The sequence below is a fragment of the Bacillus swezeyi genome (genome assembly GCF_001969815.1).
GTDB lineage: Bacteria > Bacillota > Bacilli > Bacillales > Bacillaceae > Bacillus > Bacillus swezeyi.
On sequence record NZ_MRBK01000011.1, the window covers coordinates 155,634 to 176,167 of the forward strand.

A 20,534-nucleotide genomic window follows, 5' to 3' on the forward strand; every position below is an offset into this window, starting at 1 on the left:
TGATTATATAAGCGTTGACTTATATTGTGTTGTTATTATACAATGTGCGCTAAAGAGGGAATATTCCGCTGTACAAATCAAGGTAAACAGTATGAAGTCTGTTTGAGATGCTTCATTTTTCTTTTTGTTCATGCGTTGGATCATGAAGTGAATGGCTTTCCAAAATAAGAACAATGAGCATTTTTCTTTCATGACTTGTGTAAAGCAGAGCTTTATGTTCTTGATTTAGCGATGATTTTAATGTGATATTGAATGATGATCAAGAAAAAATAAACAGGCGCAATTTCTAATTTGGATTCGAGCTGTTTTTCTAACAGGACCAAAAGGTTTTTTCTTCTGTAGATCAATCGATGTATCATGAATATAAGTAAACGCTTATATAATGGTGTGAAATGAATTAAAAAAGTTAAAAACGGAGGTCATTCAACATGAAAATGATCATCATTGGTTCTGTTGCGGCAGGTACTTCAGCTGCGGCTAAGGCGCGCAGAAATGACGAAAATATCGACATAACAGTTTATAACGCTGACTATGACATTTCTTATTCCATTTGCGGCATCCCCTACTTTTTAGGCGGGGAAGTTGAGAACTTAAGTTCCTTGACACCAAGAAGTGCGGCGTGGTTTAAAGACCGCTATAACGTTGACATTTTCACTCGTCATGAGGTTACCCAGATCAATACCGATCAGAAAGAAGTTGTTGTTAAGGATCTTGAAACCGGAAAAACAAAAATGGATACTTATGATGCTTTAGTTTTGGCAACTGGCGCTTCACCGGTTACCCCGAATATTCCTGGCGTTTACAAAGAGCATGTATTTCAAGTGAGAACGATACAAGATACATCTGCAATTGACCAATATATGAAGCAAGAAAACCCTCAAAAAGCAACGATAATCGGCGCAGGTTATATCGGTCTTGAAATAGCTGAACAGCTTACTCATAAAGGCTTGGAAGTAACAATGATTCAACGAGGCAGCCAAGTGATGCCGAACTTGGATCAAGATATGGCATTCAGGGTTGAAGAAGAACTTCGAAGACATGGGGTTCAATTATTTTTAAATGAAGAAGCAACATCAATAGAAGATCAATCAGTAACGACAAAGTCTGGACAGTCGATTCAATCAGATATTGTGATCTTAGCAACTGGAGTTCGCCCAAATACAAAATTAGCTGAAAAAGCAGGCATTAAGCTGGGTTCAACAGGTGCTGTAGCTGTAAACTCCAAAATGCAGACAAATTCACCTGACATATATGCAGTTGGTGATGTGGCCGAAAGTATTTCATTCATCACAGGTGAACCTTTATACAGACCGTTGGGATCAACAGCAAATAAAATGGGGCGCATCGCCGGGGATGTCATCACAGGCGGTGATTTGGAACATCGCGGGATTTTAGGAACAGGCATTTTAAGAGTGTTTAACTTAGCTGTAGGTCAAACCGGCCTTACCGAAAAAGAAGCGAAAGAGCACGGCTATAATACTGACATTTTATATAACATTAAACCTTCAAAAGCAGAGTATTTAGGCGGAAAAGAATTGGTGATTAAGGCTGTTGCCGATCGACATACAGGACGTATTCTTGGTGTGCAGATTGTCGGAGAAGAAGGCGTCGATAAGCGCATTGATATTTTTGCTACAGCCATCACTTTTAAAGCCAAGGCTGAAGATTTATTCCATTTGGATTTAGCTTATGCTCCGCCATTTAGTACAACGAAAGATCCTGTTCTGTATACTGGTATGGCCCTTCATAACTCAATTCAAAATAAAAACCGATTAATAACACCAGGGGAATTAATTGAAAGAATGGAGAACGGAGAAGCATTGCAAATCATAGATACAAGGGTTGAAAAGCAATTTAAAGTATCACACGTACCTGGTGCTATCAATATTCCGTTGTCACAGCTTCGAGAAATCGCCAAAAATCTTAATCACGATCTCCCGACCATTACTTATTGCAATAGTGGGGTAACAGGAAATGCGGCTCAAAATATGTTGATCAATATGGGAGTAAAAGAAGTCTATAACCTTTCCGGAGGAAACAAAAACTTTCAAAGTTATATAAAACATTAACAACAGGTTTTAAGTAATACGTCCATATATAATATTCCACTTATATACTGCATCAAAGGAGGGATTAAATTGACTGTCGGTACCAAATTAGGGGGCGCTGCCATGCTGCGCTGCTTAAAAACACTCAGCGATCAAACAAGACTGATGATGATGAAGCTATTTCTTGAAAAAGAGTATTGTGTATGTCAATTGGTGGATATGTTTGAAATGAGCCAACCTTCAATCAGCCAGCATTTGCGAAAATTAAAAAATGCAGGCTTTCTAAAGGAGGACAGGAAAGGCCAGTGGCGTTTTTATTCGATCAACAGATCATGCCCTGAATATGAGACAATCCAGCATATTTTAAATCAAATGGATGAGGAGGATGAACTTTTACAAAGCATCAAACAAAAAGAAACTCAAGTTTCTTGTTAGCAGGAGGGTATTCAATTGGCTTCAACTATTTTAGCGTTAGTCATTTTTTTACTTACTTTAATATTGGTCATATGGCAGCCGAAAAATTTATCTATCGGCTGGTCAGCCTGTGGGGGCGCCATTGTAGCCTTAATTGCAGGAGTTGTTGGTTTCCAGGATGTCATAACTGTAACAGGGATTGTTTGGAACGCCACCTTAGCTTTCATAGCTATTATCATTATTTCCCTTATCCTTGATAACATTGGCTTCTTCGAATGGGCGGCTCTTCATATGGCAAAGGCTGCAAAGGGAAACGGTCTTCGCATGTTTGTATATGTCTCTGTATTGGGGGCAGTTGTTGCTGCTCTATTCGCCAATGACGGTGCGGCATTAATTTTAACGCCGATCGTTCTTGCCATGGTGCGTGCTTTGAATTTTCAAGAGAAACTGGTCTTTCCTTTTATTATTGCGAGCGGATTTATTGCTGATACCACATCATTGCCGCTGGTTGTCAGTAACCTGGTAAACATCGTATCAGCAGATTTCTTTAACATCGGATTTATTGAGTATGCATCCAGAATGATTGTTCCTAACATCTTTTCATTAGCTGCGAGCATTATCGTGCTCTATCTTTTCTTTAGAAAAAGCATCCCTAGGCATTATGATATGACAGATGTTAAAAGGCCTGCTGAAGCGATAAAAGATCAGAAGATGTTTCGGATATCTTGGATCGTTTTAGGGATCCTTTTGGTTGGATATTTTATAAGTGAACTTTTTTCAATACCTGTATCGATTATAGCCGGTGTTATCGCAATCTTTTTTCTCATTATGGCTCAAAAGAGCTCTGCTGTGCAGACAAAGCAGGTGCTTAAAGGAGCTCCGTGGGCGATTGTGTTCTTCTCTATCGGAATGTATGTTGTCGTTTACGGGTTAAGGAATGCCGGATTAACAGATGTTCTCTCAAATATCATTCAGGCAGTAGCAGATCAAGGGCTGTTTGCCGGTACCGTTGGGATGGGATTCATCGCAGCCATTCTGTCTTCGGTGATGAACAATATGCCGACTGTTATGATTGATGCATTGGCAATCGGGGGAACTGATGCTCAAGGAATCATGAAAGAAGCACTAATCTATGCGAATGTCATCGGCTCTGATTTAGGTCCTAAAATTACCCCGATTGGATCGCTTGCAACACTTTTATGGCTGCATGTTCTTTCTCAAAAAGGTGTGAAGATTTCTTGGGGAACATATTTTAAAACAGGGATCATATTGACGATTCCAACCCTCTTCATTACGCTTGCCGGTCTTTATATTTGGCTGCTGATCATTCATTAAACTTATTTGAAGGAGAAGATGAAAATGTCGAAGAAAACAATTTACTTTTTATGTACCGGAAACTCTTGCCGCAGTCAGATGGCTGAAGGTTGGGCTAAAAAACACCTTGGAGAGGAGTGGAATGTTTATAGCGCCGGAATCGAAGCGCATGGATTAAATCCGAATGCCGTAAAAGCCATGAAGGAAACAGGTATTGATATCTCGGGTCAAACATCAGACATCATCGATTCTGATATTCTAAACCATGCAGATTTAGTCGTTACCCTTTGCGGCGATGCTGCAGATAAATGTCCAATGACTCCTCCGCATGTAAAACGCGAGCATTGGGGCTTTGATGATCCCGCCAAAGCACAAGGAACAGAGCAAGAAAAATGGACATTTTTCCAAAGGGTGCGCGACGAAATCGGAGAAAGAATTAAGAGGTTTGCAGAGAACGGAAAGTAAAATAACATGAGCTGAGGAAAAAACTCGGCTTTGCTTTGAGTTTTTATATAAGTGACTGATTCTATAAGGCGGGGAAGATAGCTGCTGTTAATAAAATCAGTTCATTCATTATTGAACTTTGAAAAATTATCCCAACACTTTTAAGTGGTGGGATTTTCATGTTTGGATTTGTCTTCTTTAATCAGCTTTCACTGTTCAAAAAATATGGTACAATATACAAATGCTTTGTTGACTGAGTCAATAAACTGGCGTTTTATGCTAGGTTGAAAGAGAAAGGTTTTGATATGTTATGCTTCATAATCCAACTGGGAAAGAACGTTTGTCATTGGCTTTTCTTCTTGGCATGCTGGCAATACTGGGCCCTCTTAATATAGATATGTATCTGCCAAGCTTTCCCGAAATTGCTGACGATTTGTCTGCCGGTGCTTCACTTGTACAGCTTAGTTTAACGGCCTGTCTGATCGGGCTCACTATCGGCCAGCTTATTATTGGACCGGTCAGTGATGCGAAAGGAAGGCGTAAACCTTTATTAATTTCGATTTCCTTATTTGCGCTGTCTTCGCTGTTTTGCGCGCTTTCACCGAATATCGGGACATTAGTGCTGGCCCGTTTTTTACAAGGATTTACCGCCTCGGCGGGAATTGTGCTTTCACGCGCGATTGTGCGGGATGTGTTTACCGGACGTGAGCTTTCGAAATTTTTCTCGCTTTTAATGGTCATCACTGCTGTCGCGCCTATGGTCGCGCCGATGACGGGGGGCGCCATTTTGCTATTGCCGTTCGCTACATGGCATACGATTTTTTATACGTTAACATTGATCGGATTCTTCCTTGTTCTCATTATTTCGCTGAGATTGACAGAAACATTGCCGCCGGAAAAACGGATTCCAAGTTCAATCGGTTCGTCCGTCAAGACGATGGGCAGTTTGATGAAGGACAGGTCTTTCATTGGCTATGCATTGACTGTCGGTTTCATTCATGGCGGAAGCTTTGCATATGTATCTGGAACACCTTTTGTATACCAGGATATCTATGGGGTGTCACCTCAAGTTTTCAGTGTTTTGTTCGGCATTAATGGTCTGGCCATTATTTCAGGAAGTTTTATCATCGGGCGCTTCGGGGGAATGATTCATGAGAGGAAACTGCTGCGGATGGCGGTCATTACGGCTTTAATTGCGACATCCGTCCTGCTGACGATGACAATGATTAAAGGGCCGCTTGCAACGCTTGTCATCTCTATCTTTATCTATATGATCACTATTGGAATGACACTGACAAGCACCTTTACACTGGCTATGGAAAACCAGGGGCACCGCGCGGGCAGTGCAAGTGCAATGCTTGGCATGCTTCCATTGCTGCTCGGTTCAATCGTTTCACCTCTCGTTGGCATGAATGAAACGACAGCTATTCCGATGGGAGCGATCATGTTTATCACATCTGTTATCGGGTCTGTCGCCTTTTTCACATTGACAAAGGAAAAGGCGGAGGAGAGGCAGCCCGGAATAAGTGAAAGCTGATATTTTTTGAAGAAGGACGGAATCAATCGATTCCGTCCTTTCCTGTTATAGTGACGCACGAAGAATGGTAAGAACGTCATTCTTATTTAATTTTTGGAAGTTGCCGAACCCTCCGTGCTCCATTTCTTCAGCGGCGATGTCGGCAATCAGCTCGAGTTTTTCTTCTCCAATATCATAATCGGCCAGTTGGGCGTCTTTTTTGGTGCATCTATCTGGCCATATTTCAATTAAAAAAGCTTGCCGACAAACCCGGTCAAAAACGGCTTTATCGGCAAGCAGAGCAACTATTTGATCATAGTTTTATTATGATTAACGTTTCATATGTTCGCTCGAAGTTTCATTGATATGAATGATCATCGAGACAGCGGTGCCTACATCAGGAACGCTTTGTATTTTCAGTTCGCTTCCGCAGAAATGCTTCAGCCGCCGGTTGATATTTTTGAGGCCGACGCTGCGATCGACATTCGAAGACAAGACATCTTTTATTTTATCCGGCGTCATGCCGATTCCGTTATCTTCTACCTTGATGAAATACTGGTTTTCGCTTTCTTTTTTTGCTGTCAGCTTGATCCAGCCGCCGCCTCTTTTTTTGCTGATGCCGTGATGGACGGCATTTTCCACCAAGGGCTGAATCATTAAAGGCGAAAGCATAAAGTCAATGTCTTGTTCAATATCGAAAAGGATTTCCAGCCGATCGCCGTAACGCGTTTTTTCGATAGAAAGATAGGAGTTGACAATAGAAAGCTCATTCCTGAATGAACTGACGGCAGATGTATTTTGAAAATCAAAACTCATTCTTAAGTAGTTGGTAAATTCAGCGGTAACCTCCCGAGCTTTTTCAATATCCAAATGGCTGAGAGAAATAATCGTGTTTAATACGTTGTAAAGAAAGTGGGGCTTGATCTGCGACTGGAGAAATGCCATTTCTATATTTGTCGCTTGATTCGCCGTATGTTTCATCATGATCAGATTTTTAATGCGCGCCACAAATTCAGAGTAATTATAAGGTTTTTGCAAAATGTCGTTCGCTCCGCTATGAAAAGCCTTGTACTTGTCATGGTCGATGATAGCTGCTGTCATGATAAGAACCGGAAGATCGACCATGCTGAATCGTTCACGGATTTTCATACAGACTTCGAAACCGGTCATATCCGGCATCATCAGATCCAAAATCACCAGATCAAGCTTCGAGCGGGAGACCACTTCCAATGCCTCCTTTCCGTTTTTTGCTGCGATCACGTTATAAGGAACGCCTTCAAGCATATCGGCTAAAATTTTTAAACTCTCTATGTTATCATCGACGATCAGAACAGTGGCAGCCTCTATTTTCTCAGAATAATAAGGCGTATTCACAGAGAGATCCGATATATCCCTGGCGGATTGTAATTCAGGCAGCCCCTCCTTTGCGCCAGGCAAAGAATCATGATGAGCAACTGGCAATGTGAAATGGAATGCCGATCCTTTCCCTGCTTCCGATTCTACCCAAATGTCTCCGTTCTGGAGCTTAACCAGCTGTTTGACAATGCTTAGGCCTAAACCGGCCCCGTCGTCTTTATGGTTTTCCGCCTGCTGAAAAGATTCAAATATGATATGGCGGACAGCCTCAGGTATGCCGACTCCGGTATCGGCTACCGTCATTTTCACCATACTCTCGTTTATTCTGGCAGCAGAGATCGTAATCTGCCCCTCTTGCGTATATTTAATTGCATTGTCTATCAGATTGGTCATGATTTGCCGAAACCGGTTTTCATCGGCGAAAACGGGAGGAAGGTCGGCTGGAATGTGATGAACAATGCTCAGATTTTTATTTCTAGACAAAAGCCGGTAGAAGTCCATTTCTGTATCAATCGTCGAATAAATATCGACAGGAACCGGGTAAACTTGAAGCGTGCCCTGTTTCATTTTTTCCAAATCCAGAATGTCATTCACCAAATCTGACAATCTATAGCCCATGCGGATGACCAGCTGCATATTATCTTTTTCTTCTTCTATCGTTTTATGTCGCTTACCGGCTAGTAGCGTCTGACATATATTAATAATGCTGTTCAGCGGCGTTTTAAATTCGTGCGATGTTTTGGCAATAAACTCATCCTTTAATCGGTCAATCTTGAGCAGTTTCCAGGACAGGACTTCATTTTCGCGGAAAGCGCCGGCAAATTGCTGTGCCATCAGAAGAACGGCCGCCAGCAAAGCGATGATTGATGGCAATGAATAGATCGAATTGAATGAAAAGACCGTTCTGCCGCTGTAAGCAGAGATGGTCGTTAAAATCACAAATGCGCTCATCGATATAGAAGCAATGGTAAGATACAGGCTGCCTTTCATTTTTCGAAGCGCAGCAATCGTAAAAATATAAGTAATATAAATCAGAGTCGTAACGGCAAGAACGGAATGTAATTTGTATGAGAGTTGGTCAATGAAACCCACCGACATAAAATCTGTGATCAAAATCAATCCGGAGAAGACAATCGCCACAAGTATAAATTTCTTTGAAACAATCTCTCTGTAGGCAAAATAAAGATAGAGAAAAACCGCAATGCTGACAAGCACCGTAGTGATCGCCCTCAAAGAGTTTAGCAATGAAAATGAAATAGATGGATAGAGGAGAAATATAATCCGCTCTTTCCCGACCAAAAGAATGATGATCGAAAAAAGAAGACACATCACAGAAAAAAACAATAAATGCTTATCCTTTCTTCTTTGCAGGAAAAAGCCCAGAAAATATAAGCCGGTGATGAAAAAAGCTGTAATCATGATAGAATCATTAAGAAAGGAAATTTTGTTTTCCCGTAATATTTGCTCCTGTGTCCCAAAAGTGATCGGTTTTGCGATACCCCATCCCGGCACTTTTCCGAAATTCGAGAAGTGCAGAACGAGTTCATTATTCCCCCTGTGAATCGTGAAAAAGCTCGTATACGGTCTGTTTTGCGCCGTGAAATTCGCTTTGCTTGAGGGGCTGCCGCTTTGTCCGATTAATTGTCCATTGAGATAGATGCGATTTGAACTGTAAATAAATGAGGTGCTGATCCCAAAAATCTGATTGTCTTGATTCGATTGGATCGTCAGCTTGTACGTTCCATAATCCACCTTGATTCCCGATTCGATCAATTTCACATTGCTGGGGACATCGACGAATATGGGATTTTTCCCTTTTCCTGAATGGAGCGCTTTTGGTGACAGAATCTGATTTGGATATAATGTCCACTTTCCGTTCAGCTTTACGTTCCCATCCTTCTGAAAATCCCAGTTTTTCAGATTCATGATCCCCTGCTGTGCTTCAGGAAGTTTTGACCCGGACAAATGATTAATGGTCATGAAAATAAAAAAGAAGGCCGCATAACCGAAAATAATCGAAAATAGAACGAATGTCTTTTTCAAAATCAGCACCCCTTACTCAAAATCAACTAATAAACCACTACTAAATTCCTATTCATCAACACGAATATTGTAATCATAAATGTTAAAAAACTACAAGAGAGAAAAAGATCCAACTAAACGGGCAGTTAGGCATGATATAATAAAAATCATTTTCAGATGGGGTGGGATGTTTCGTGAAAGCATTAATTGTTGATGACGAGGAACTGGCACTGATTCATTTTAAATATATGCTTGAACGAACAAATTTCTTTCAATCCATTGAAACGTTCCAAGATCCGGTTGAAGTTCGGGGGCATCCGGCGATCCAGGGCGCAGATGTGGTGTTTCTTGATATTGAAATGCCCGGGATAAACGGCATTGAGCTTGCTGAAGCGATCCAATCGATGAATGAAAACACCCAAGTTGTTTTTATCACGGCCTACAATGAATTTGCGATAAAAGCGTTTGAATTGAATGCCGTTGATTATTTGCTGAAACCCGTTGATGCCGTTCGGCTGGTGAAGACGATTGAACGAATCAGGGAGAACAGCATGCTTAGGGCTTCTGCAGAAAATGCCGGGGGAAATTTTTTCATCCAATGTTTTGGGAACCTGCAGTTTCACCAAACAGTAGAGGGTGTCAAAACATACATACCAGTCAAGTGGAGAACGTCCAAAGCCCGCGAAATTTACGCTTATTTGCTCCATCATCAAGGTCATGTGGTCAGTAAAGACATGCTGATCGACCTTTTTTGGACCAATCATGATATTTCCAAAGCAAGTACCCAGCTTTACTCAGCGATTTACCAAATACGAAAATTAATCGGACTGCTTCCTTTCAGCCAATCAATCGAGAAGACCGACACAGGGTATGTCCTGCGGATGTCCGACGTAAAAGTTGATGTTGTTGAATGGGAAAAGTCTTTGATAGAGGCTCCTCCTATCACTGCAGATACAATAAACCGGCACATGGATATGTTAATGTCATACCAAAACCATTACTTTATGGAGCACGGCTATCTGTGGGCAGAACCGGAAAAGACGCGGCTTGCTCAGATGTGGCTTGGGAAGGCTTATGAACTGATCGATTTCCTTATTCATGAAAAGAACTACCATCAAGCGGTGGACATATGCCTGCAAGTCGAGAAAATTGAACCTTATGATCATAAAATGATGCAATACAAGATACAGTTATTTAATAAAACCGGGAATGTAGAAGAAGCGATAAAGGAATATGAGCGTTACAAGCGAACGAAAGATAAGATGAACTGAAGAATGAACACGACCAGACCGGCTGAGCCGGTCTTTTTTTATGCGGTATTACCGGATATTCAATCAGTCCATTTTGAATGTACAGAAATTGTATAGTTCCATTTCATACAATGAAGTTTGGTTCGGATGATAACAGCTGGCAAACGAGAGGACAAAAAAACCTCATACCGGGGCCAATCTTGATGACCGCCGCTAAACATATAGCAATTATTTCGAAAGCCAATCATTCGGCAGATATAGATATTTTCAGGGAGGAGGCCGTGAGATCTCTAGACTCGTGAATCTATCGGCACGCAAAAAATAATATAAAAGGGGAGGAATAAGAATTTGAGATCGAGAAAATTTCCGCTCGGCCTAAAAAAAAGCAGAAGGCTAAAGACATTTTTGATCACTTGCTTTACGCTGATTTTCGTTTTCAGCCAGGTTCTCGGCTTTACGCTTAAATCAGAGGCTGCCGGCACGTCAGCAAGTGACAGTCAACTCTTCGATTCAGTGACAATCAAAAACGGCAGCGATCAAGCTGTTGACGGGTCAAAGAGCGACGAACCAGCATTAACGCCAGGGGATAAAGTGACGCTCACATACGAATGGTCATTAAAAAATAATGAAGAAGCGGTCATCGGTAAAGACATCACTGTAGAGATCCCTAATAGTTTTGAATTTGATAAGGATGCCGCAGGTGATGTGAAAACGGCTGAACAGGTCATCGGCAGCTATAAAGTGACTGCAAGCGACAACACTCTGACGGTGAAATTGAACAGTGCAGCTGCTGATTCTGCTGATGCAAAAGGGGCCATCATACTATCGGCGAAATTTGCCGCCGATGTGAAAGACGGTACAAAAACGGTAACAGCTCTTTTTCATCTGGGCGCCGGAAAGACGCAGCAGGTGATCATTCCAGTGAAGGCAGGTGAGACATCGGGTTCCGAATCAGAAACGCCAAAAAACGACTCTGCAGAACCTGCGGACGATCAGGCAGGAACAGATGACAAATCTCATTCTTCAGCCGGCCAGGAGCAAGAAGAGGCAGAATCAAAACCATCTGCAGACGCTAAGAGCGGCGATTCACGGGCGGCAGCATTTTCAAGTACATCGGCTGTCAGCAGCCTTGAGTCTGAAGGAAATCAAATTACGCAAAATATATTAACCGGCGTAACATTGACGGATGAGAAAGGAAATCCCTATGACCAAAGCAATCGTGCCAGCACGAATTCTCCGGCCAAAATTACAATGACCTGGGCTATTCCGGATGAGTTGGGCAAAACAATCAACGCCGGCGATCAATATGCATTTGATTTGCCCAAGGAATTTATCATGCATAACGACATTACTGACCAGCCATTGATCGGCGGCGACACCGCTTATGGTTCTTTTACAATTGATAAAAGCGGTCATGTTGTGATGACTTTCAACGATGAAGTCAAAACAGATTCCAATGTCAAAGGGACATTGTTTGTCAATACACAGTTCAATCAGCAAAACATTAAAGGTTCGACTACACAAAAGATACCCTTCCCGGTCAATTCAGACACTCCGGAAGTAACGGTTTATTTTAAACCAAATGTGAGTAAAACCATTGATAAATCAGGGACTTTGGATAAAGGCATCAACCCCGGTAAAGCAACATGGACGGTCGATGTCAATAAAAAACTGGATCAAGTCACAAATGCTAAACTCACCGAAAGCCTTCCAGACGGATTGATCTATCGTTCAGTAACAGTTTATCAACTGGATGTTAACATTGATGGATCAGTAAACCAGGGAAGTGAAGTGACTTCAGGATACAGTGTAGACGCAGATGGAAACGTCGCATTCGATGGAACCATTGATTCAGCCTATCGCCTCGTATACGAAACAGACATTGATAATAGTGCAAAGCCTGGCGAAGGCGGAAATGTAACGTTGACGAACAAGGCATCATTCAGCGGAGATAATCTGGAATCAATTTCTGCAGAAGCTTCCGTCACGGCCAATTATGGAAAAATGCTCGAAAAATCCTCGACCGGCTACAAAGGCGATTCACAAACGTTCAGCTGGGCTGTTTTGTACAACTATGGAGAGAAAAAGATCGAGCAATCCAAGGCCAGTATCACGGACACGTTTGGTTCCAATGATTTGCATCTCGTTTCAGATTCCTTGAAGGTCATTCCGATTACATTTAGCCAGAACGGCAGCGAGCAAGCCGGAGCCCCTTTAGAGGAAGGTGCGGACTATACGCTGGCCGACAACGGGAACGGCTTTGAAGTTCAATTTAATAAGACGATCACCGGAGCTTACAAAATCACTTATCAAACCCAGGTCAACAGCGGAGTGATCATTGATAAATCTACAAAGTACACCAACACTGCGGTGACAGGAACAGGGGAATCGAAGGAAGACTCGGGCACCGCTATCCAGCAGAACCTGATAAAAGGTTATTCAAACCTTGATTATGAGAATAAGACCGTCGACTGGACAATCACCATTAATAAGAACAACTATACAATGAATAATTGGACATTGAATGATCAATTCGACAGCGGAGGGCTGACGCTCATTGACGGCTCATTCAACATTCAAGACACAACCAAGAACGAAACATTGCAAGAGGGCAAAGATTATACATTGACAAAAAAGCCCGATCACGAAGGCTTTACATTGGCATTCATCGGGGATTATGCGAAAACAAACAGTCAGTTTAAGATCACCTATACGACAAAAATCAATGCTGATTTTTCCAACGAATCTATTAAGAATACGGCTGAGTCAGCATGGACTGATCATAGCGGCGATGAACGCACGAACAAAGAGTCGAGCGGTTTTACACCGAATCATCAGACCTCTCATAATGGATTCAAAAACGGCTCATATAACGCTGTTTCAAAAGAAATCACCTGGAAAATCGGCATCAACTATAATGGCGAACCTTCAAAGAATCCTTATATTAAAGATTCGATAACAGGTAACCAGCAATTTGTTCCGGGTTCGATTGTGGTGAAGAGCTATTCGATCAACAAAAACGGCTCCATCACAGAAGGAGACACGCTTGACCCTTCCAAATACGATGTGGAAGAGCCGTCGGCTGACAATGATCATACATTGACCGTACACCTTAAAACAGACGATTCTGTACCATATCTCATTGAATTTAAAACATCGCTTAAAGGGCAGGTCATTGATCAAAGTCAGTACACAAACAAGGCGACGTACCATAATGACGGCCATTCCGACCGTACCTTGACAGGCTCTGTTTCGGTCGCAAACGGCGGAAACCTGATATTCAAAGGCGGTAAACAGGATGGCGGCTATGTCGATTGGAACATCAATGTCAACTCCAGCCAGTCGACGCTGAATGATGTCAAAGTCACTGACACTCCGGATGAAAACCAAATATTAGATGCAGATTCTTTTAAAGTGTATCAAGCCAAATATGATGAAAACGGCGTTGTTAAGGACAGCAGCGGAAATCTTGTTGCAGATCAAGTACAGATCCAGAAAGACAAGGATTATACGCTAGACATCACAACCGATTCTGCAACGGGGGAACAATCATTTATCCTGAAATTTATAGGCAGTTACAAGCAAATAGACCGCGCCTATGTTATTCAATATCGTTCCCTGATTAATATAGCCGGCACGAGCGGCCACGTCAGCAACAAAGTGTCAATTTCCGGAACGAATGTTCAGGAACAGACTCAGGAAAACGGAAGCTCAGTCTTTGTCGCTATTTCAAGCGGCGGCGGTTCCGGTTCAGGAGAAAAAGGAAGCTTGACCATCTTTAAAACAGGGAAGGACGATACACCTCTTTCAGGAGCCGATTTTCAATTGTGGACCAAAGACAATAAGCAGCTCCTGCGTACAGGAACGACAGATGCCGACGGAAAGATTACGTTCGGAAATATCCGCTACGGCACCTATGTATTAAAAGAAACGAAGGCGCCAGACGGATATACCATCAGCGATGCCTACGCAAACGGAGTCTCTGTTAAGATAGACAGCAATTCCTCCAGCTCAGGTGCGCTGCACAAAGTCATTAATTACAAGAACAAGGTGACGCTTATCAAAAGAGATGAACAAAAAAATCCTTTGAGAGGAGCTGTTTTCAAGCTGGAGAAAAAATTCAGCGACGGCACCTTTACTACGATACGCACGAATATCAAAAGCGATGAACTAGGAAAAGTTGATATAGAGGGTGTGCCAGCCGGCGACTATCGTTTGATCGAAACGAAAGCCCCTGCAGGTTATATTGTGAATACACAACCGATCAACTTCTCAGTAACAAAGAATGACAAGAATCAAGTGCCTGACGTGGATTTGGGCACATTGATCAATTATAAAGGCAGTGTCCAATTAACGAAGGAAGATGCCGAAAGCCATAAGCTTAAAGGAGCTGAATTTAAGCTTGTGGATCAGGAAGGGAAAATTGTCCAAGAGAAGCTGACGTCAGATGAAGACGGGAACGTGACGGCTTCAGACCTCGCGCCGGGACGCTATGCTTTTGTGGAAACGAAAGCCCCTGCCGGATTTGTATTGAACAGAGAGCCGATTGAGTTTACAATCTCCGAATCAGCGGAAGGAAAACCGGAATCGGCAGATGCCGGCGTTGCGGTAAATTACAAAGGTTCCGTTCTTTTGACGAAAGAAGATGGCGAAGGCCATAAACTTGAGGGCGCCGTATTTAAGCTTGTGGATCAGGAAGGGAAAATTGTCCAAGAGAAGCTGACGTCAGATGAAGACGGGAACGTGACGGCTTCAGACCTCGCGCCGGGACGCTATGCTTTTGTGGAAACGAAAGCCCCCGCCGGATTTGTATTGAACAGAGAGCCGATTGAGTTTACAATCTCCGAATCAGCGGAGGGAAAACCGGAATCGGCAGATGCCGGCGTTGCGGTAAATTACAAAGGTTCCGTTCTTTTGACGAAAGAAGATGGCGAAGGCCATAAACTTGAGGGCGCCGTATTTAAGCTTGTGGATCAGGAAGGGAAAATCGCCCAAGAGAAACTGACGTCAGATGAAGACGGGAACGTGACGGCTTCAGACCTCGCGCCGGGACGCTATGCTTTTGTGGAAACGAAAGCCCCTGCCGGATTTGTATTGAACAGAGAGCCGATTGAGTTTACAATCTCCGAATCAGCGGAAGGAAAACCGGAATCGGCGAACGCTGGCATTGCGGTTAATTATCAAGGCTCCGTCCTTTTGACGAAAGAAGATCAAGACGGAAAAGGATTAGACGGTGCTGTTTTCAAAATCGTTGACAATAATGGAAAAACAGTCAGAGACGATCTGGTATCAAAAGAAGGCGGCAAAATTGAGGCCGCCGGATTAGCGCCGGGAAGTTATCAATTTGTTGAAAAACAGGCGCCTGACGGCTATCTTCTGTCAACCAGCCCAGTACAATTCGCCATCCAGTCTGAACACGACGGCAAGCCGGAGCAGGTTGAATTAACGGCCGTCAACACGAAAAACAGTGTTGTGCTGACAAAAGTGGATGAGAACGACAAAGACGCCGTTCTTCAAGGTGCGACATTCAACTTGACAGACGGAAACGGCAAGGTGCTGAAAGCAGGCTTGACCACCGATGATAAAGGGCAGATCACATTGCACGGCCTCAAACCGGGCGACTACCAGTTTGTTGAAACAGAGGCACCTAAGAATTACGATCTGGATAAAACACCAATACCGTTCAAGATCAAAAATACCGATACAAAACCAGTGGAAATCACCGCAGAGAACCAATTGACACCAGGCGACGTGATACTGACAAAAGTGGATCGAAACGATAAAAATACCGTTTTGGAGGGAGCTGAATTCAAGCTTTTGGATTCCAGCGGCCAGCCTGTAAAAGCTGATGGCTACGGCAAAGAACTGCCATCAGTCTGGAAAACGGATAAGAACGGACAGTTCACCGTAAAAGGATTGGCGCCCGGGCGCTACCAATTGATCGAAACGAAAGCACCCGATGGCTATAAACTGGATGAAACTCCGCTTCCATTCGTCATTGAAAAAGGACAGTCAAAAGCAGTCGAGATCATTGCTCATAATGAAAAATTAAAAACGCCAGAGCTTGGCAAAGACACAACGGATGATAATTTGAAGGAAGACGGACATGATTCTAAAACCGATGACACAAGCAGTCATTTGAAATCAGATAAAAACCTTCCAAAAACCGGTGATACGGACAGTATGATGCCAATCATGATCGGCATTCTGCTGCTCTTAGCAGGCGGAGCCTTGGCTTTTGTCTCAAGAAAGAAACAAAGAAAGGCGTAGTTAAATGTTTTTGCACCTGATCATTGAAGATACGGTCAGGTGCTTTTTTTTAGAAAACACAGCCCCCGCCAGAAAGAGCTCATTTTGGTCATTAATCATAAGGAAGGGATTTTCTCCATGTATAAAAAAGTGATCATTGCGGTCCTTGTTCTATCAGGTTTGCTGCTCATCTTTTCTCCTTTCATAAAAGAAAGCATCATCAGCTGGCTTAGCAATAGTCAGAATAAGACGGAACTGACTGCGGCGCAAGCGCAAAAAAATAATGAAGAAAAGGCATTATTTGAATTCGATGCGATTCAGCCGCCTTCTTTTTTCGAAACATTAAAAGCAGGCTTTGATCGCGAGCCGAAAGCGGTCATCGGCCGGATATCCATTAGCAGTGTCGAAATGGAGCTTCCGATATTAAAAGGCACAACCAATCAAAATCTGCTGAGCGGGGCAGCCACAATGCGGCCAGATCAGAAAATGGGTGAGGGAAACTATCCGTTGGCAGGCCATCATATGAGGCAGAAGAACCTCCTGTTCGGACCTCTGTTAAAGATTAAAAAAGGGGCAAGGATTGTGGTCACAGATTTTAAAAAAGACTACATCTATACTGTGACATCCAAAAAAGTGATTTCAGAAATGGATGCAGACGTGATCCAGGAGACAAAAGAAAAGGAAATTACACTGATCACATGTGACAAAGCAGAGAGAACCGAAGGGCGCCTCGCGGTTAAAGGAAAATTAATTGATGTTGCTGTTCATGTAAAATAAAGGCGCGTTAACAGTTTTATTGGTGTGCTATGAAGCTTTGTTCTGATTCAGGCGGTTCTCGAAAGCGTGAAAAATCCTTGTCGATAAAGGTTTGAACTCTTTTCAGACCGAGGCGGCAGATAAAATGGAAAGTTTGGTAATTATAGACTGTCGAGGCGCCCTCATTCACTTGGGGGCACTTGTTTTTTCATGCGTGATGACAAAGCATTATATAGATGACGACTGGAAGTGAGCAGGTAGGGTATGATCCGGAGCGAAATGCAAGTGAGATAGTCATACTTGAGGCTGCCCGATTTCGATGATGATCCGGGCACAAGAATCAAGTTTGATCACCGAGCGTCTCTCGCTTTCCACGGAAACTGGAGTCCTGCTCACTAGCGGGAAGCAGTTCAGCCCGTTCGACCGCATAAAAAATATCAAGGGTCGGCACCCTTGGTATTTTTTTCTTGTCGTGAAGTCCATATGAAACATCACAAACAAGTGACAAAAACATAACTATAACCTAACAAAAACGAGAGCGTTCTGCGGAAATTTTCGAATGATAAAATAGGTGATGTGAAAACGGCATTAATCCCTGATATTACTTATTTTTAGACATATTAATAACAAATTTTAAGAATAATTTTCTGAAATTTTTGTTGACTGAAAGCGCTTTTAAAATTATGATAATATCAGACATAACAAAAACATAACAAAAATGTAACTACAACATAACAATGAATAAGAATGGGTGTGCTTAGATAAAGCGTGAAATGAAAGCGATTCCAAAATTTTCACATTTACTCGTTGTCCATCATTCTCCAGCATTGAAATGTGTGTCTTTCTTTGGTATGAAAAATTTCAATTTTCCAATAAGGGGAGGTTTCTTTGATGAATTGATACAGGGTTTGACCATAGCTGATGGCTTTATACATTGAACTTATTATAAAGATTTTAAAGATTAGGGATGGCTGATTGGCGATCAGGACTTCGAAAACCTTTGGAAATAAACGATTTATAAAACATTGTGTACAAAGGCGGGGGAAATAGACATGAATGAACAGGGAAATCAAAAGTCATTTTTAAGTACCATTATTTTAGTTTCGACCTTCGGCGGGCTTCTCTTTGGATATGACACAGGGGTCATCAACGGTGCTTTGCCATACATGGCTGAGGGGGATCAGCTCAACTTAACTGCATTTACAGAAGGCCTTGTTGCAAGTTCACTCCTCTTGGGTGCTGCACTCGGAGCTGTATTTGGAGGAAGGCTGTCCGATTATATCGGCCGCCGCAAAAACATTATTTTACTTGCTGTGCTGTTCTTTTTCGCTACCCTTGGCTGCACCCTTGCACCAAATGTAACCGTTATGGTTCTTTCGCGCTTCTTACTGGGGCTTGCTGTAGGGGGAGCGTCTGTCACGGTGCCGACTTATTTGGCGGAAATGTCTCCGTCCGAAAAGAGGGGGCGGATGGTTACCCAAAATGAATTGATGATTGTGAGCGGACAGCTGCTTGCATTCACTTTCAATGCCATTCTTGGCACCACAATGGGCGACAGCTCTCATGTATGGCGCTACATGCTGGCTATCGCGGCTGTACCGGCGGTATTTTTGTTCTTCGGTATGTTAAGAATGCCTGAAAGCCCGCGCTGGCTTGTTTCAAAGGGGAAAAATGAAACCGCTTTAAACGTCCTTAAAAAAATTCGCGAAGAAAAGCGCGCCGGTTCAGAACTGACAGAAATTGAAGCTGCCGTCATGAAAGAGTCGGAAATAAAGCAAGCGACATATAAAGATCTTGCGGTTCCATGGGTTCGCAGAATTGTATTTCTCGGAATTGGAATCGCTGTCGTTCAGCAGGTTACGGGTGTAAACTCCATTATGTATTATGGTACTGAAATTCTTAAAAATGCCGGTTTTGAAACAAAAGCGGCGCTGATTGGAAATATTGCGAACGGTGTCATTTCGGTGTTGGCGACTTTCGTGGGGATTTGGCTGCTCGGCAAGGTCGGGCGCCGGCCTATGCTCTTGACCGGTTTGATAGGAACAACATCAGCGCTGCTGCTCATCGGAATTTTCTCAACCGTGCTTCAAGGATCGGCCGCTCTGCCTTATGTCGTTCTCGCTTTAACGGTAACGTTCCTTGCATTCCAACAAGGAGCCATTTCACCGGTAACATGGCTTATGCTTTCAGAAATTTTCCCGCTCCGTCTGCGCGGACTCGGTATGGGTGTTACCGTATTCTGTTTATGGATCGCCAACTTCTTTGTCGGCCTTACATTCCCGATGCTGCTTGATAAGATCGGGCTGTCCTCGACATTCTATATCTTTGTTGGTCTGGGGCTTCTCTCGATCACCTTTGTGAAAAAATTCCTTCCGGAAACAAAGGGGCTTACGCTTGAACAGCTTGAGCATAATTTCCGCAACTACAAGGCTGAAAATGTACAGAATAGTACAAGTGCGAAAATCACCGGATAATAACTTTAAAAACAGGGTTCGTCAAGAATCCTGTTTTGTCATTTTCAGGTTCTATAAAATAAAAGCTTCATTAAATGCCCTTGTGAAAATGTTGTCGCCATGAAGAAACCGCAGTTAATCTTTTTATTGAAGATAGATGGAGCTGGATGTGAAGAATAACATAAAATAAAAAGCCGGGGTTAAAGATAATCATCCTGGGGATATGACATATTTATCATGAATCAAAAAAAACGAAATAAAGTGTTGACTTATAAAAAGAGTACATGGTATATTATTATTCGTCGCTGATAACAACGCAGTTATCACTTCGGAAAACGCCAGTTGATTTGAAACAGCTCTTAAGCTGAAGGTTTTAAATTAAAGGGTGTACAAACGCTTTAAAATGTGTATAATAAATAAGGCTGAAACGAAACGGCTTTGATTCTTACATTGAACTTTTAAAAAAAACTTGTTGACTTTAACTGATTTTCATAGTATTATAGTTAAGTCGCCTGATAAAGCGCCCGTAGCTCAATTGGATAGAGCGTTTGACTACGGATCAAAAGGTTAGGGGTTCGACTCCTCTCGGGCGCGCCATAACACATTTATCACGCGGGTGTAGTTTAGTGGTAAAACCTCAGCCTTCCAAGCTGATGTCGTGGGTTCGATTCCCATCACCCGCTCCATTTTCAGAAATGATCTTTGAAAACTA

The 20,534-nt window shown here is 42.6% G+C and carries 10 protein-coding genes, 2 tRNA genes and 2 pseudogenes; 11 read left to right on the forward strand and 3 right to left on the reverse strand.

Features of this window, described 5'->3' with window-relative positions; translation table 11 throughout:
* Positions 1-428 precede the first annotated feature (428 nt).
* The 5 genes from BTA30_RS11105 (at position 429) to BTA30_RS11125 (ending at position 5,757) form a co-directional block, all read left to right on the forward strand.
* Complete coding sequence (locus BTA30_RS11105) at positions 429-2,069, forward strand: FAD-dependent oxidoreductase (protein WP_076761305.1); 1,641 nt, start codon at positions 429-431, stop codon at positions 2,067-2,069.
* 102 nt (positions 2,070-2,171) lie between these two features.
* Positions 2,172-2,483: a metal-responsive transcriptional regulator AseR gene (gene aseR, locus BTA30_RS11110; protein WP_076761327.1), complete on the forward strand. Its 312-nt coding sequence runs from the start codon at positions 2,172-2,174 to the stop codon at positions 2,481-2,483.
* Between the two features lie 15 nt (positions 2,484-2,498).
* Positions 2,499-3,797, forward strand: coding sequence for an arsenic transporter (locus BTA30_RS11115; RefSeq protein WP_076761306.1), 1,299 nt, complete (start codon positions 2,499-2,501; stop codon positions 3,795-3,797).
* Between the two features lie 24 nt (positions 3,798-3,821).
* Positions 3,822-4,241, forward strand: coding sequence for an arsenate reductase (thioredoxin) (gene arsC / locus BTA30_RS11120; RefSeq protein WP_076761307.1), 420 nt, complete (start codon positions 3,822-3,824; stop codon positions 4,239-4,241).
* Positions 4,242-4,530: 289 nt separating this feature from the next.
* Positions 4,531-5,757, forward strand: coding sequence for a Bcr/CflA family efflux MFS transporter (locus BTA30_RS11125; RefSeq protein ID WP_076761308.1), 1,227 nt, complete (start codon positions 4,531-4,533; stop codon positions 5,755-5,757).
* 45 nt (positions 5,758-5,802) lie between these two features.
* Here the strand turns inward: BTA30_RS11125 and BTA30_RS22755 are convergent.
* From BTA30_RS22755 to BTA30_RS23850, 3 genes and pseudogenes are all read right to left on the reverse strand, one after another.
* A pseudogene (locus BTA30_RS22755) lies at positions 5,803-5,949 on the reverse strand (NADH-dependent alcohol dehydrogenase); the annotation flags it as partial.
* Positions 5,950-6,066: 117 nt separating this feature from the next.
* Positions 6,067-7,020 (reverse strand): histidine kinase, encoded by a 954-nt coding sequence (locus BTA30_RS23845; protein ID WP_239693636.1) that lies wholly within the window; start codon positions 7,018-7,020, stop codon positions 6,067-6,069.
* A gap of 177 nt (positions 7,021-7,197) precedes the next feature.
* Positions 7,198-9,072 (reverse strand): annotated as a pseudogene (locus tag BTA30_RS23850) (sensor histidine kinase); the annotation flags it as partial.
* Between the two features lie 236 nt (positions 9,073-9,308).
* Between BTA30_RS23850 and BTA30_RS11135 the strand changes: the two are divergent.
* The 6 genes from BTA30_RS11135 to BTA30_RS11160 all read left to right on the forward strand — a co-directional run bounded on the left by BTA30_RS11135 (position 9,309) and on the right by BTA30_RS11160 (position 20,508).
* Positions 9,309-10,385: a response regulator gene (locus tag BTA30_RS11135; RefSeq protein WP_076761310.1), complete on the forward strand. Its 1,077-nt coding sequence runs from the start codon at positions 9,309-9,311 to the stop codon at positions 10,383-10,385.
* Positions 10,386-10,712: 327 nt separating this feature from the next.
* On the forward strand, positions 10,713-16,634 hold the full coding sequence (locus BTA30_RS11140) for a SpaA isopeptide-forming pilin-related protein (protein ID WP_076761311.1): 5,922 nt from the start codon (positions 10,713-10,715) through the stop codon (positions 16,632-16,634).
* 117 nt (positions 16,635-16,751) lie between these two features.
* Complete coding sequence (locus BTA30_RS11145) at positions 16,752-17,390, forward strand: class A sortase (RefSeq protein WP_076761312.1); 639 nt, start codon at positions 16,752-16,754, stop codon at positions 17,388-17,390.
* Positions 17,391-18,421: 1,031 nt separating this feature from the next.
* Positions 18,422-19,843 carry a sugar porter family MFS transporter gene (locus BTA30_RS11150; protein ID WP_076761313.1) on the forward strand — a complete coding sequence of 474 codons (1,422 nt, stop codon included), beginning with the start codon at positions 18,422-18,424 and terminating at the stop codon, positions 19,841-19,843.
* 499 nt (positions 19,844-20,342) lie between these two features.
* Positions 20,343-20,419: transfer RNA gene (locus tag BTA30_RS11155), tRNA-Arg, on the forward strand.
* Between the two features lie 15 nt (positions 20,420-20,434).
* A tRNA-Gly gene (locus BTA30_RS11160) sits at positions 20,435-20,508 on the forward strand.
* The last annotated feature ends 26 nt before the right edge of the window (positions 20,509-20,534 follow it).